Raw genomic sequence first — 15,583 nt, forward strand, 5'->3', positions numbered from 1 at the left:
GTTCTCCTCAATAAAAAGAAAGTCAAGCTCTATTTATTCACCACGTTTTACTAATTTACCCTGAACAACAAAGCGGTGCTCGTCACTCATCACTGAATCCTTACAGGTAGACAATGTCAGGATTTTATCACCGGGACTTATAGCGACATCCATTTGTATGGATGATCGCTTTTGAATTTCCTCTAGAAATTGCTTATAAGCTCCGTCACTTGTAAAATCCGTTTCAATATAGTAGAAATCAATAGTTGTCTCATATGCTGCAAATACCTCGATATCATACCCTTCATATAAGGTATCTAAATAAATAATGGGATGGTCATTCGCGTAGTCTTGCTTTAAGTAATTTTTTAGACTGCCAAACATCGTATTATTTTTCATAGCATGACCATATAAAACTGTATTTTGACTCATAGAAACAATATTATTTCGATAATCCATAAAGACACTGCCTGCACGACTTTCCTCGTCTCTAAAATTATGATTTAAATAAAAATCATTATTGTCAGCTTGTAGTACTGGATTATTTAACTTTGTTCCATCCACTGAAATCCATCCTACAATTTGACGGTTCATTGCTAATAAATCTTGGAATTGAGGTCTTATCGTTGAAGGAGCTTGAGTTTCTTCCTCTTGATTTACAGGCTGATCTTCAATAGTGCTTAATGTAGCTTGATATATATCCTGCACTTCCTTCAGCGATTTTGATGTCTCATAGTACGTATATAGATACTTTGCTAGGGAAAATGCAGAAAATAAAAATATTGCTACATATAGAAATGTGACAAACTTTGACGCCTTCTTTTTCATCCCATCACCATTCATATCCCCATTGGCATCATATAATAGCCAAGTTGTGGATCTTCATTAAATACCGCGTTAACCCCATATACCTCTTTAATAACATCTTTCGTAATTACATCACGTGGGGTACCTTCTGCGAATATTTTACCATCCTTCATTAAAATAATATGGTTACTATAGCGAATAGCTTGATTAATATCGTGTAGCACCATGATAATCGTTAAGCCGTGCTGCTCGTTTAATGTTTTGACAAGCTCTAATAATTCTAGCTGATAATAAATATCCAAATATGTTGTCGGCTCATCCAAGCATAGTATTTCTGATTGTTGTGCCAAAGCCATAGCAATCCAGACACGTTGCCGCTCCCCACCTGATAACGCCTCTAAATTTGTTGAACTCTTTTGTTGTAAATTTGTACAAGCCAGTGCCCATTCAATGGCTTTTGCATCTCCCTCATTGTCCTTTTTCAGCAATGTTTGGTGGGGAAGACGACCAAAACCGACTAATTTTTCAATTGTTAAATCTTTCGGTATATCGTTTTGCTGATATACTATGGCTAGTTTTTTAGCAAATTCCTTAGGCTTATAATCTAGTAAGTCTTTATTTTCTAACAGGACATTTCCTGATTTAGGTGAATGCAGGCGAGAGATGACACTTAATAAAGTTGATTTCCCACAGCCGTTCGGACCAATTATTGTTGTAATTTTGCCTTTTGTAATTGATGTGGAAACACCATTTAAATGATTACGTGTATTATCATGCGATACAATAATGTCTTGTATATTCATGCTTGTCACTCTTTTCGTAATAAGAATATTAGGAAGGGTCCACCGATAATGGCCATAATGGTGGACGCCGGGATTTCAAGTGGTGCAACAATTGTACGTCCAATTGTATCTGCTAATAAGATTAGTAATGCTCCTGCCAATGCTGTAAACGGAATAAGCACAGCATGATCATGGCCAACTAATCTGCGAGCAATATGAGGTACTAAAAGACCCACAAATGAAATAACTCCTGCAACAACAACTGAAACAGCTGCTAGTAAGACAGCCACTGCTGCAATTAATAACCGTGCTCGCACAACTTGAAATCCTAAGCTTTTAACAGTTTTGTCTTGTAATACGAGTAAATTACACCAACTATATAAAGCAAGAGAACCTATTAATCCGATTGAACCATATGTCACAATTGTTGAAACATCTTTCCATGTTCGCATGGTTAGATTAGAACCAATAACACTGGATGCGGACATATTTAAGGAGCCGCCTAAGCTAATCATAGCCTCGGTTAAGCCTGTAAACATAGCGTTAATCGCTATCCCTACTAAAATCAATTTGAGCGGGCTTAAGCCAGATTTCCAAGATAATGCAAAGACAAGCGTACAGGCTAAGGCTCCACCCATAAATGCTAACACGGGTGTCATAAAAAATAATGTGGGGAAAAAGGCAACAATAATCAATTGGACAAATGCTGCACCCGAAGATATTCCGATAATCCCTGCATCTGCCAATGGGTTACGCATCACCGATTGTAAAAGCACCCCAGAAACTGAAAGGGCGGCACCTGCAAATAATGCCACAATGATACGTGGGAAGCGTAAATCACGAATAGCCTCCATTTGACTATTCCCCTCATTAAATAATGCCCCTATAAACTCAAAAAAGCCCATTTTAATGCTACCTGTTGATGCTGAATAAATCACTGTCACCAGTAATAAAAAAATTACAAGTAAAAAACTGACGATTCTTTTTGTCATATCGGACTTCCTTTTTCTTTTTTTATTCCATATAGGATAAGAAAAACGCTCTATGACGAGTAAAAATACTGATCATACGAGCGACATTCGAGTTACTATTTACGATAGAAAATTTCCATCAGCTGTCCTAAAGCCTGTGGTACCTGCAAGGAGGATGTCGTCCCGAATAATTCTTCCTCTAAATCATAGACTTTACCGTTTTTCACTGCATCGAAATGTTTCCAAATATCATTAGTTTTAAATTCTTCATCAAACATTTCTACAACCTCATCGGGCATGCCATGTGATAAGCGCAAAATAATATCCGGATTGCTATTATGAAGATATTCCGTATTAGAAGATAGATATTCTGCATCTTGCCCTTCCATTACATTGATACCCCCTGCTCGTTTGACAAGATCCCCGGCATAGGAATTTTCTGTTGCTACTAGATAACTCCCTGGTATACCTAGTAAAATTAATACGCGAGGACCTTCTTTATTCGCAGCTACGCTTTGGACTGCCTCGATATTCTTCTGTAGATCTTTTACTAATGCATCGGCTTGAGCTTCACGATCATAGCGTTTTCCTAGAGATGTTATCTCCTTTAGCATGGCATCAACGCTTTGGAAATTAAGAAAATCAACAGGAATATTAAGTTGTTTAAATTTATCCTGTAAATCGTATTCTAAAGTGGAAACGGATAATACTTCTGTTGGATTTAATGACTTAACAATTTCCATATCTGGCTCCATCGCATTACCGATTGTTGGCAGACCATCAAAACGATTTGCTAATTGCTTTTCTGTTTCAGGTACAGCGATTGCATCAAGCTCCAGCTTATCAAGGATATCCGCTACCACTACAGTCCCAGCAATAATACGTTGCTCACTATCTTCTGTTACCTGTTCTTTATCAGTAACTGTCTCTTTTTTTTCTGTTTGATCGCTGCTACTACATGCAGCAAGAATTAGTGATAGTAATGTCAGCAACAGTACCTTCATTTTCCAATCTTTTTTCATTGTGTCATCCCCCACTTATTTCTGCTCAGTCAACTAAATTTTTGGTTTTCCTAATACGCTTAATCAGTAACCATCCTGATACAAGACAAATAACGATTAGCCCAATAATTTTTACGAAGTTTAACGGCTCCATTTGCTGATCTGCAGTCGATTTTTTTACTACTTTTGTTTCCGTAGTTTCCTCATTTGTTTTGCTGTCCTCTAATGCTTCTTCTAAAGCTTCATCAGTTGGTTCATCAAGTGTACGATCAAATGTTAATTTTTCTTCCTTTGGTATAAGCAAGGGTGTTTGAATAGCTGGTAATGTCTGTGTGGCATTGCTAGAAACATTCTCTTTACTTATTTGTATTGGTGGCTTTTGTACCTGCTCCTGTTGCTCCGTTTCCACCGACTTGTCACGTACGACTTGCGTAGTAGGTTTTTCGTTCGTGGGTTTTTGTAAAAGCAATGAAACCTGCTTTTGATTGAATACTAGCTGAACATAATATTGATGATGATAAGAAATGTCAGGAATATCAATCTTTACCCACATTCTTAACGGCTGTGTTAAGTCCTCAACCTCAAATTCCACCATGCGTACATTATCTAAAAGAGAAACTTGCTTTGGTTCAATCTGATTTCCCTTATCATCTATCTGTAGACCTGTCACCCAAGCTGATTGTAAAATAGTCATTTGCGCATAGTATCTACCATCCTTTTCAATAACCTTTGCGATTGGCTTCACATAGTTATTCATAATAGAAGGTTCATTTTTACCATCCGCTAATAATACATAGTCCACTGCCCATTCTTGGCCTTTTGTTTCTTCTACAACTAAGTTTTCAGCTTCATCCGTTTTGTTTTCTTCCTGAGGAACATTCGGAGTAAGTCCCGCTATCTCTATTCGCAGCTCTTGAGTGAACGAAAAATAAGATTCTTCAGCTGCAAGCTCCACATTGCCCTTTATAACAATCGGGTCTTGTAATGCCAAAACATCAAACTGAACTAAATTTTCTATATCTTGAGTCAAAGAAATTTCATTGCCAAGCTGTTCGATATGTATGTCGCGTACAGAATATGATTGTTCAAGTGCCAAAGTTAATTGATACTGACCATCCTTTACGGTGAGAGTTGCTTTATGTTTAAAAAGATTTCCTTCAAACCCTTCAATAGGAGAAAAACTTAGTTCAACTTGATAACTACCATCTATTATGCCAAGGTTCTCAGCTTTTGCTTGCATAAGAATGGATGGAGGGAAAACAAGCAATAAAACTGCCAAAACAGCCGAAATACAAATGTGCTTTTTTATGATTGTCATTGCATGGTCTCCTCCCATTTTAAACACATAGGAACTTCCTTCCCCATAAAATATGAGAAAGGAAGTTGCTGTAAAAATCCTTATTATTTATTCATGTATTGCAATGAGCCATTTAAAATTTTCGCCATATGTGAACGTTTTAATGGACTGTTGGCATCAATAACTGTTTTGCCATCAGCAGTTGGAGAACCAGTCATTACTTTACCTGCATATAGAAGTGCAAAGGCTTTTTTTGCTTCTTCGTCTTTCACTTTTGCTCCATCAGCATAGTAAGAAAGACCTGTGTCACCAAAGCTCATTTCTTTTCCTGCTACATGTGTTATTGTGCGATAGATCATGACAGCTGCTTGTTGACGAGTAAGTGTATCATTTGGATTGAAGTTTGTCGCTTTTTTAACAATGCCTGCTTCAGCTAATGCATTAATAGCTTGAACAGCTTCCGCACTAAGCTTACCTGTATCTTTAAATCCAGCATCTTTTGTAGAAGATACGTTCAATGAACGTGCCACCATTAAAGCAAATTGAGAACGTGTAATGTTGTCATTTGGTCTAAAATTGTCTTGTGCCTTCACAATTCCTAAGCTGTAAAGTGATAGGATGGCATCTTTATTCGCATCTTTACTAATGTCCTTAAATGGATTGATAACTGGTTTCACTGCACCTTCCACAGCAAAGCTAAATTGTACTGTATGATTCGAATCATACTTCACACCTTGGGCTGGTTCATTTACAACGATGTGTAATTGAGCACTTACCAGTTTCTTCAAATCTTTAACTTCAAATGAATATGTGCGTGAGTTTGTTGCATCGTCTTCTTTCACTAAAGTTGCTTCTTTCCCCTCTACAGTGAAACCTTTTACATATTGACCTTGAGGGAATGTCATTGTCACAACATTTTTACCGTCTTTTACAGTAACTCCTACTTTTGGTGCGATATATTGTTTCATCATCGACTCTTCTGTTGTACCATCTTTGTAAACAGTGACAGCAACTTCATTCACTTTCACTTCTTCTTTTACTTCTTTCACTGCTTTTAGATCAAAATCATACCATTTATCCATATTTGCGGAAGGAACAACTACATGGATTTTTGCTGATTTAACTTCATCAACAACCACAGGGAAACTGTATGTAATAGTACCGTCGTTATTTTTTACTTCTTTAGCATCTAAAAATGTATCGCCTTGTTTTGTTTGTAGACCTGCAATCATTGGTGCAGATTTAGCAGTGATTGTTAATTGAGCTTCAAATTTACCGTCTTTTTCAACGATTGTTCCTTGTGGTACTAAATGAGAACTAATTGCAGGCTGTGCTTCTGTCGTACCTGTTTTAAAAATTTGGAAATTAATAACTGAATCCGTTTTAGCAGCTTTCGTTGTTTCTGCCTTCACTTCTGTATTTGTTGTTACTAATTCTGCCGCAGATGCAAAGGAAGGAACTGTAAGAGATGCTGCTAACAATGAAGCTAGTACTATTTTAGTTGCACGTGATTGACGTTTTTTAGCCATTTTATTGACCCTCCGTTTTTGTTTGTAGTTTTTTTCTATAAAGTAAAAATGCTGACCCCACTAACGCAACGATTAATAGATAAGGTGTTGCATCATCTGTTTGTGGATTGGGCACTTGACTTCCAGTTGTAGTTGCTGAAGAAGTAGGTTGAGATTTACTGGATTCTGTCTGTTGAGTAGAAGCAGTCGCTGTATTTGCAATTGATGTGGCATCAAATACAAGTGATACACTGTATTCATGATGATAATTGATATCATCAATATCAATTTTCATCGCTGTTACTACAGGTTTTGTTAGGTCTTTAACAGTGAATTGTACCGTTCGTGTATCTGCTGCTTGATCTTCACTTACTACAGTTGCTCCACCTGGTGGTTGAAATTTCGTAATCCATGCACTGTTTTTTAATGTAATTTGTACTACAGCAGTGCCATTCTTCACCGTCACTTTAGCCGGTTTTACAAAATAATCATTAGCAATGGATGCGGAATTACTTTCAGGTTTATTGACCTGATATTTTATCGAATGAGTGCCATCAGCCAGCTGAGCAGATGCTTGCGTTAACCCGAAGTTAACGAAAAAAATACTAACAAGCATGATCAACATGAGCATTTTCTTCATGTGTTGCACGCCTCCCTTAGTCATAATAAAACATCCTAATTGATAGATTCACTTCCATGTAAACGAAAATAATTCTCAATTACGATTCTACTCCCAAGAATAATCGTTACTGCCAGTCAATGTCAACTATTAATCCAAATTCGTCCTCAATATGTCAAATTTTCCTCCTAATAAAAAGAATATCACCAAAATTTGGTGATACTCTCGCTCATCATTTTATTTAGCAAACATCTCTAAAATACCAATCAATAATAATAACCATCCTGAAATAGCTGTTGAATGCCTGCCAATAAACGTTTTGGCGAGCAACGCCCCACATTGACTGCCTACTCCCACCGTAACAAAAGAAAAGACACCGATGGAAATTACTGTCCATATTGCAGAGATGCCATTTGCTCCAATGGCAATGCCCCCTGCCAAGCAATTAGCTGACAATACAAAACCGAGTGCCATTGCCTCTCGAGTTGAGATCACTAAATTTTTATCTTCATCAAAAAGCTCAGGGTTCCCTGCTATCCGCTGTTTAGAAAAGTTATTGGACATCAAGGTCCATATGCCTATAACGCATAATAGTAAACTTCCTAATAAATTGGCAGTATGCGGTGAAATGTATTCAACAACAGTGCTGCCAGCTGTTACAGCGACATATGTGACAATCATTGACATGCCAGCGATCACTGCATTCGATAAAATAGGGATTTTAACTTGCTTGACACCATAAGCAAGCCCAATCCCCAAATTGTCTAGATTTGCAGCAATCCCTATTAGAATAATAGTAATCCAGTGCATACTAAGCCTCCTCAAAACCCAGTCTCCATTTTCACCTATCATATGTAATCGAGTTAAAAATCTATGGGCTTCTTAGTCCCTTATTCAGCACCTTTTCCATGATTCATTCTTCATTTTATTGCATGAGTTACAGGAAACCTCTATTTGACAAAAGTAACAACTTGTATATAAAATTAAGTTGTTACTTATTGATATTTATTAATTTTCACTAAGAGGTAAGGAATTATTGAAAGGGGAATATGATGAGATATTCAAAAGTATGGAAGATAGGATTTGTTTTTTCATGCCTACTACTATTAGCTGCATGTGGTTCTGCAGATGCTGGTACGAAAGATAAAAAAGAAATTAACTTGGCGTATGTTGAATGGGATACAGAGGTTGCTTCTACTCATGTGGTAGGACAAGTATTAGAAAATTTAGGATATGAGGTAACACTAACACCATTAGACAATGGCATCATGTGGGAGGCACTTGCGAACGGTGAGGTTGACGGTATGGTATCTGCCTGGTTACCGCAAACACATGCTCCTCAAGTAGAGAAATACAAAGATAAAATTGAGAATTTAGGCGAAAACCTTACTGGTGCTAAAATTGGCTTAGTCGTTCCAAGTTATATGGATGTTAATTCAATTGAAGACTTAACAACTCAAGCCAATAAAACAATTACAGGCATTGAACCAGGGGCTAATATGATGGCTACAACCGAAAATGCCTATAAGGAATATCCCAATTTAGAAGGTTGGAATGTTTTAACCTCTTCAGCCGGTGCCATGACCGCAGCCCTTAGTCAAGCCATTTCAAACCATGATGAAATCATTATTACAGGTTGGTCACCCCACTGGATCTTTAATGCCTACGATTTAAAATATTTAGAAGACCCTAAAGGTTTATATGGTACAGAAGAATATATTGGTACATTCGCTCGTAAAGGATTAAAAGAAGATGCATCTGAGGCGTATGATGTCCTAGATCGTTTCTATTGGACTGCCGAGGATATTGAAAGTGTGATGTTTGATATTATGGAAGGTATGAGTGCTACGGAAGCAGCCAAGAAATGGATTAACGACAATCAAGATAAAGTAGCTGACTGGACAAAAGACGGGAAGTCATCATAAATGAAAAAATCCATTTACTAATCACTAGTAAATGGATTTTCTAATTATAATGGACTACTTACAACTGTAATCCTCCTTTTAGAAGTGATCACCTTGAAACTAGTTTTAAATTGTGACCCCTGTGCTGTCGATCAAGTGCAAGTTCATTCCACCAATAACTAACACTCCTTTACAATCAATACTAAATGGGGAAAAGTTGATGGGAACGAAGGAGAACTTCTGCGGAAAACACAACTAAAACTTTTTAAAGTTTGTCTACGGTATTGAAACATTAGGCTATTCTACTATCTTTACTCTTTTTTGAACAGGGGGCCCTAATGAATAAGAATTAACCATTCTTATTCACCATCTTCATGGCTATGAATTTATTTACACTTCTTAACTTTTTTCACCCTAACATTTATTATTACTAGTAATGGTAGAAAATTTTAAAGCACGCTTGATTATATATTTTTACGAATTTTTCCCGTATGACTTTTCAGTTAAATGTTTTACTATATATCGAAAGAAAAGGAGTCTTTCATGAACTTAAATCTCAAAGCATTGTTTCCTTCCTATCGTTATTATCGTTCCAAGCCAACTCAACTATCAAATGACTGTCATATTTTTTACCATCACGAAACTAAGGAATGGTTCTCTATCTCAAAGCATGAGGTTTCACACCGGGACTACGAATGGCTGACGGTTTTTTATACTGAAGTTACTTCGTCACTATTTCAAGCCTCGGATATATGGTATGAATTTATTTACTCAAATGGTGACATGCCATCCAAATTAACCTTTAAGAAAGCACGTGTTATTCAAATAACTTTTATAAACGAAAACCCTCCTTTAGAAGCATTAAAAGAAGCGCTATACAATTTTTTTCAGGAAAATACGATATTCATTCAAGTTGCTACTAATCACTTTTTACTTATTGAACCTGAAAACTGTTCCATAAATGAGAGGGAAGATTTACTTGCCCTTATTCGTACGATTGAAGTAGATTTTTATGTCCGCATCCATTTATATGTAGGAGAATTTTATGTAATCGATCAAAGTTTTCCAGTTAAATTCCAAAGAGAAGCACAATGGTTCAAAGAATGCTTACATTTAAGAACTGCTGAACCTTATTATTCATTTCAAACAATATTCCCTATTTTATTAACAGAACAATTGCCCACTTCTATTCTTAAATTTATTGAAGAGCAGATTATTCTACCTTTAAAGTCAGACAAGGAATTATTGGAAACAATTAAAACTTTTTGTGAATGTGGTTTCAATATTTCGTCGACATCCAAAAAATTACATATACATCGTAATACGCTTACCTATCGATTATTAAAGTTTCAAGAAATCACCAATATTACTATCAAAAATTTAGATGGTGTTATTCTTGTTTACTTTGCTAGTTATCTTTGGTCCTTTTTACAAAATGCACAAAATTAATTAACTGAAAATTATGCACATTAAACATTGGTTTTCTTCCTTACTTTATTTACACTGAATAAAAGAACAAAGGGGATTAAATATGGAGAAAATTGTACTTAATCATATTTATAAAATATACGATGGTGGTGTAACGGCTGTATCTGATTTTAATTTAACAGTTCAGGATCGAGAGTTTATTGTACTTGTTGGTCCTTCAGGTTGTGGAAAGTCAACAACATTACGTATGATAGCAGGGTTAGAGGAAATTTCGGAAGGCGATTTTTTAATTGATAACAGGAAAATGAATGATGTGCCATCTAAGGAACGTGATATAGCGATGGTGTTTCAAAACTATGCACTCTATCCACATATGACAGTATATGACAACATGGCATTTGGCTTAAAGCTTCGAAAATTTTCAAAACAAGAAATTAAAGAACGTGTTCACAACGCAGCAGCCATACTCGATTTAGAAAAGTATTTAGATCGTAAGCCTAAAGCTCTATCGGGTGGTCAGAGACAACGAGTTGCCCTTGGTCGAGCAATCGTCCGAGATGCAAATATTTTCTTAATGGACGAGCCATTGTCCAATTTAGATGCAAAGCTACGCGTGCAAATGCGTGCAGAAATTACTAAGCTTCATCGACGATTAAAAACAACGACAATTTACGTAACACATGACCAAACTGAAGCAATGACAATGGCAACACGCCTTGTTGTCATGAAGGATGGTATTGTTCAACAAATTGGTACGCCTGAAGAAGTATACAGATTACCTGAAAATAAATTTGTTGGTGGTTTTATAGGCTCACCATCAATGAACTTTTTTAAAGGGGTTTTCTATGAGGAAGGGATTCAATTAGGACCTATTACATTAACCATTCCAGCAGAAAAATCCAAATTATTATTAGAGCAAGGATACTTACAAAAAGAATTGATTCTTGGCATTCGTCCTGAACATATATATGAAAAATCTTCTGTCATTTCTGAGCCATTCTTCTCAGCTATTGAAGCAAATGTTGATGTATCCGAATTAACAGGTGCTGAGCTTATGCTACATGCACAGTTAAATGGACAGCCTTATATTGCACGTGTAAACTCTGATACCAAAATTACTCAGGGCCAATTAGCACACCTACTTTTTGATATGTCACGAGCTCATTTCTTTGACTTAGAAACAGAGCAACGCATTCGTTAGAATAATAGACAAGTATAAGCCTCATTGAAAAGGAAACAGACTACAACAAGTCTGTTTCTCTTTTTACAGTTTAATGTGCAATCAACCTCACTAATTTCAGATTAACCGTTCTATTTGACAGTTAGTTATTCTCCTCTACCATTCATGACATTTACGTACTAAAAACATACAAATGTAAAAGACCCAATTTCTCTATATAGGGGATAGAAAGAAGTTGGGTCTTTTTATGAAATTTTTATCGATGTAATTTCCCATTTTCCTAATCGCACCACTGTTTTTTATTACTTCATTGCTGCACCATACAGACCTGCCTCAGCTTTCCGAATACTACTCTCTATAATTTGCTCTTTCCCTTCAAAAGGCGTACGTAACAAACGTTGCTGAATGACCTCTTTAATCTGCTCGATGATTTTCGGCTGATGATTAAAAAAACCTCCGCCTAATACGATGCAGTGTGGATCAAGCATTAAAATCATTTGGTGTAACTGTTTTTCCATGCAATCAATAATTTGCTGCAACACCTTCTCCATGATAGGGTCACCCTTGTAATAGAGCTCCATCATATCTTTTAATCGAATAGCTGAATTTCCTAGTAATACTCTTCCCAGCTTTTCTATAGCTGGCCCAGCGACACTTTCCTCTAACGTTTCACCAGCATGACCGACAATATTAAACCCTATTTCACCAGCTAATCCTGTTCCTCGTAAAAATTCACCATTAACGATGGTACAACAAGATATCCCTGTACTTAATGTTACATATACCATCGTTTCCTTCTGAAATCCTCTAGCATTATACTCTCCCCAGGCTGCCATATGCACATCGTTATCCATCATAATCTGTGCATGGGGAAAAAATTCAACTAAGCGTTCACAAATCGGAAAGTTACGCCACGGTATATTATTTTGATAGATGGCTAGACCTTTTTGAACATCAACAATACCAGGTAAACCAATGCTTACCTTAGAGATATCTTTAAAAGAGAGCTTCTTCTCCATACAGAGCAACTCAAAGCTGTTGATTAAACAATGGAATAAAGCGTCTCTAGTTGAAATATCACTTGGTACCTCTCTTTTAATTAAGAGCTGCTGGTGTTGGCTGAATAAAGCTGTGGCTAACTTTGTCCCACCAACATCGGCTACTAAAATATGACTCATCTTTTCATCACCAGTTTTCCACACAGGATTCACTTAAATTCAAAATTATCAGAAAGTAAAAGATAGAAATATATCTATTACCTATGGAAGAGTCTACTATTATGAAAGTTTGACGACTTGTGTTAAATTACGTGGTTTATCGGGATTACGCCCTTTAAATATGGCATGCTGATAAGCTAAAAGTTGGAAGTAAGGAACCGCTTCAACAAGGCGATTTACATCATCTACTTCTGCTGATAGCTTAAAAATTAAATCTGCTTCTAATTCTTCAGAAGCTATACCGATAATAACAACGAAGCCTCCAAGCTTTTGAATATCCTTCACTAATGCCTGATCATATTCCTTCGTTTCATTTTGTGTAAATATAATAACAACCGTTTCCTGATCGACAATAGAAATTGGACCATGTCGGAATTCTAAATTTGAGTAACTTTCACATTCCGTTTGGGTCATTTCCTTCAGCTTTAATGTTGCTTCTTTAGCCAACCCATTAAAAACACCTGACCCTAAAAAAATAAAGCGCTTTATGGAAGCATCTTCAGTCACCTGCGTTAACTGCTGTCCATTGCCTAATGCTGAATGCACAAGAGCGGGGATTTTCTCTAATTGTTCCAGCATATCCGCTCTTCCACTAATTTTCGTAGCATATAATTGCAAGGCATATAGCATATTAGAAAATGATTGTGTCATGACCACGCTTTTTTCTGATATATGATTTAAAGCAATCAATTCATCTGTTAATTTTGCCATAGGTGTGTCACCATTACATGTTACTGCCATAGTACGTATATTTTTAGCATCCTTCAAATGCTCTAAGGACATAATGATTTCCGAAGTTGTCCCCGATCGTGAAATTCCAATAATAAGATACTTTTTATTCTTTAATATAAAAGTGTCTGTGTGTAAAAATAACTCAGATGCTGGTACCGCAATGGCAAATTCTCCCGTAACGGCTTGATAATACCGCGCTGCTGCAATGGCTAAATAATAGGATGTTCCACATCCAGTGAAAAGCACTACATCTACAGCTTTTTCATTGAAAGTAATTAATTGAACAGTGTCCTTTGTTCTTTCTAACTTTTGTCCTTGTGCCATAATCTCATTGTATGTGTACATAACCAAATCCCTACTTCTCTTATATTTTAGTTATTTGTATCTCATCGATAAGCTTTTCCACATTTTTTCTTTGGACTTTTGCAATTTCATTATGTGCTGCATTCGCTGAGCCACAGGCAACAGCCCATTTGTATGCCTCTGTATGGTCTGCACCATGTGAGAGCTTATAAATAAGTCCTCCTAAAAAGGCATCACCACTTCCTACTGTATTGACCACATTTATCGATGGTGCATTCACTTTGTAAACCCCTGACGGATGAACAAATAGAGCGCCTTGCTCGCCCAATGAAAAACATACATGCTCAATGCCCATTTTTTGTAATTTTACACCAGTATGAACTAAGTCTTCCTGAGTCAAAGCAGACCTACCGATTAATTGAGCAATTTCATCCTTATTAGGCTTAATGATGAAAGGTATTGCCGTAATACCCTTTTTCAAAGCATCGCCACTTGTATCAAGTGCGACTCTAATACCTTTTTCCTTTAATAATTTGATAATCGTTGCATATGCCGTTTTCTGTATACCTTGGGGTAGGCTTCCTGACAATACAAAATAGGTAGCATGTTCCGCTTGTGTTTCAATCCAGCTTAACATTTTTATCCACTCTTGTTCATGAATTGTAGGTCCTACCTCTAACAACTCGCTCATTTCCTTCGTTTGCTGATTAATAATCGTTAAACAAATCCGGCTTTCCTCCACTATTTGTACGAAATCAGTTTGGAGATTTTCCTCCTGTAAAAGCTCGGCTATTTTACTACCATTTAATCCACCAACGAAACCGCCAATACTCACTTCACCACCAAGTGATGCAATAACACGAGCTACGTTAACCCCTTTTCCACCACCTTGTTGTGACTTCTGTAACACACGATTTGTCTGACCAATCATTAAAGAGTCCAGCTCATATACTTGGTCAATGGCTGCGTTTAAGGTTAAAGTAGTAATCATTTTTGTAACATCACAATCTTTTGCTCTACTAATTTAATTAAAGATTCCCGTGCTGGAAGGAAATACTTTCTTGGATCATTTTCTGTTGGATAATCCTTAAAATAAGCTCTTAATTCTTCAGCAAATAAGTCTTTAAGCTCCGTAGAAAAATTTACTTTCGCAATTCCATATTTCAAAGATTTACGCACATCCTCTTCTGGCACCCCCGAGGCTCCATGCATAACTAATGGAATATTAGTAGAACAATGGATTTCCTGTAAAAGCTCAAATAACAATTTTGGCTTTTCCCGGTACTTACCATGTGCCGTACCGAAAGCGGGGGCAAACGAATGGATTCCCGTAACCTTCACAAAATGCTCAGCTTGCTTAGGGTCAGTAAAGAATGCATTCTCTTCCTTTACGCTTACACTATCCTCGACACCACCAATTGTTCCAAGCTCTGCCTCAACTGGCACATTTACCGCACTTGCAGCTTCAACTACTTTTTTTACTAATAAAATATTTTCCTCATAAGGTAAGGAAGATCCATCAATCATCACAGAGGTGTAGCCTGCCCGTAAACATTCCATCACAATATGATAAGATTCGCCATGATCCAAATGTAATGCCACCGGTACTTTTGCCTGTTCCGCTGCTGTTTTTGCTAGCGCAATTAGATAAGGCATCTCTACATATTTATAAGTACTTGAAGTTGTTTGCAAAATTACAGGTGCACCCACTTTTTCTGCCCCAGCTATTACAGCTTTAATCACTTCTAAATTATGTGCTCCAAAAGCACCGATTGCATAATTATTTTTATAAGCATCTTCCAACATATCTTTAGTTGTCACTAATGGCATAATAGAATTCCTCCCTCAATGGGTT

Annotated in this window: 15 protein-coding genes; 3 read left to right on the top strand and 12 right to left on the bottom strand. The window is 36.7% G+C overall.

Going from position 1 to position 15,583, the window contains the following annotated elements; genetic code table 11:
• Nucleotides 1–33: 33 nt before the first annotated feature.
• From srtB to ACOZBY_RS03575, 8 genes are all read right to left on the bottom strand, one after another.
• Nucleotides 34–822, bottom strand: coding sequence for a class B sortase (gene srtB, locus ACOZBY_RS03540; protein ID WP_012293003.1), 789 nt, complete (start codon nt 820–822; stop codon nt 34–36).
• Nucleotides 819–1,589 carry an ABC transporter ATP-binding protein gene (locus tag ACOZBY_RS03545; protein ID WP_099805009.1) on the bottom strand — a complete coding sequence of 257 codons (771 nt, stop codon included), beginning with the start codon at nt 1,587–1,589 and terminating at the stop codon, nt 819–821. Before ACOZBY_RS03545 ends, srtB begins: the two co-directional genes overlap by 4 nt.
• A 5-nt stretch (nt 1,590–1,594) precedes the next feature.
• Nucleotides 1,595–2,560, bottom strand: a complete 966-nt coding sequence (locus ACOZBY_RS03550) for a FecCD family ABC transporter permease (RefSeq protein ID WP_422761510.1) — start codon at nt 2,558–2,560, stop codon at nt 1,595–1,597.
• Between the two features lie 95 nt (nt 2,561–2,655).
• Complete coding sequence (isdE, locus tag ACOZBY_RS03555; protein ID WP_099805008.1) at nt 2,656–3,561, bottom strand: heme ABC transporter substrate-binding protein IsdE; 906 nt, start codon at nt 3,559–3,561, stop codon at nt 2,656–2,658.
• 25 nt (nt 3,562–3,586) lie between these two features.
• Nucleotides 3,587–4,858 (bottom strand): NEAT domain-containing protein, encoded by a 1,272-nt coding sequence (locus ACOZBY_RS03560; protein ID WP_236249605.1) that lies wholly within the window; start codon nt 4,856–4,858, stop codon nt 3,587–3,589.
• Nucleotides 4,859–4,941: 83 nt separating this feature from the next.
• Nucleotides 4,942–6,366, bottom strand: coding sequence for an NEAT domain-containing protein (locus tag ACOZBY_RS03565; protein WP_099805007.1), 1,425 nt, complete (start codon nt 6,364–6,366; stop codon nt 4,942–4,944).
• A gap of 1 nt (nt 6,367) precedes the next feature.
• Nucleotides 6,368–6,985: a heme uptake protein IsdC gene (gene isdC, locus ACOZBY_RS03570; RefSeq protein ID WP_031418787.1), complete on the bottom strand. Its 618-nt coding sequence runs from the start codon at nt 6,983–6,985 to the stop codon at nt 6,368–6,370.
• Nucleotides 6,986–7,201: 216 nt separating this feature from the next.
• Nucleotides 7,202–7,774: a manganese efflux pump gene (locus ACOZBY_RS03575; protein ID WP_012292996.1), complete on the bottom strand. Its 573-nt coding sequence runs from the start codon at nt 7,772–7,774 to the stop codon at nt 7,202–7,204.
• A gap of 242 nt (nt 7,775–8,016) precedes the next feature.
• On the opposite strand from ACOZBY_RS03575, the gene ACOZBY_RS03580 reads away from it, so the two are divergent.
• The 3 genes from ACOZBY_RS03580 to ACOZBY_RS03590 all read left to right on the top strand — a co-directional run bounded on the left by ACOZBY_RS03580 (nt 8,017) and on the right by ACOZBY_RS03590 (nt 11,497).
• A complete protein-coding gene (locus tag ACOZBY_RS03580; protein ID WP_099805006.1) occupies nt 8,017–8,889 on the top strand; it encodes a glycine betaine ABC transporter substrate-binding protein in 873 nt (290 codons plus the stop codon).
• A 522-nt stretch (nt 8,890–9,411) separates the two neighbouring features.
• A complete protein-coding gene (locus ACOZBY_RS03585) occupies nt 9,412–10,317 on the top strand; it encodes a PucR family transcriptional regulator (protein WP_036167274.1) in 906 nt (301 codons plus the stop codon).
• 82 nt (nt 10,318–10,399) lie between these two features.
• Nucleotides 10,400–11,497: an ABC transporter ATP-binding protein gene (locus ACOZBY_RS03590; protein ID WP_012292993.1), complete on the top strand. Its 1,098-nt coding sequence runs from the start codon at nt 10,400–10,402 to the stop codon at nt 11,495–11,497.
• Between the two features lie 281 nt (nt 11,498–11,778).
• Here the strand turns inward: ACOZBY_RS03590 and ACOZBY_RS03595 are convergent, their stop codons facing one another.
• The 4 genes from ACOZBY_RS03595 to ACOZBY_RS03610 all read right to left on the bottom strand — a co-directional run bounded on the left by ACOZBY_RS03595 (nt 11,779) and on the right by ACOZBY_RS03610 (nt 15,558).
• On the bottom strand, nt 11,779–12,654 hold the full coding sequence (locus ACOZBY_RS03595) for an ROK family protein (RefSeq protein WP_031418782.1): 876 nt from the start codon (nt 12,652–12,654) through the stop codon (nt 11,779–11,781).
• 99 nt (nt 12,655–12,753) lie between these two features.
• Nucleotides 12,754–13,770 carry an SIS domain-containing protein gene (locus ACOZBY_RS03600; protein WP_227256905.1) on the bottom strand — a complete coding sequence of 339 codons (1,017 nt, stop codon included), beginning with the start codon at nt 13,768–13,770 and terminating at the stop codon, nt 12,754–12,756.
• 19 nt (nt 13,771–13,789) lie between these two features.
• Nucleotides 13,790–14,719 carry a 1-phosphofructokinase gene (pfkB, locus tag ACOZBY_RS03605; protein WP_012292990.1) on the bottom strand — a complete coding sequence of 310 codons (930 nt, stop codon included), beginning with the start codon at nt 14,717–14,719 and terminating at the stop codon, nt 13,790–13,792.
• Entirely contained in the window at nt 14,716–15,558 is an 843-nt protein-coding gene (locus ACOZBY_RS03610; RefSeq protein WP_012292989.1) for a class II fructose-bisphosphate aldolase, read from the bottom strand. Before ACOZBY_RS03610 ends, pfkB begins: the two co-directional genes overlap by 4 nt.
• Nucleotides 15,559–15,583 lie beyond the last annotated feature (25 nt).

This window comes from Lysinibacillus sp. NPDC056220 (genome assembly GCF_049315265.1).
GTDB classification, from domain to species: domain Bacteria; phylum Bacillota; class Bacilli; order Bacillales_A; family Planococcaceae; genus Lysinibacillus; species Lysinibacillus pinottii.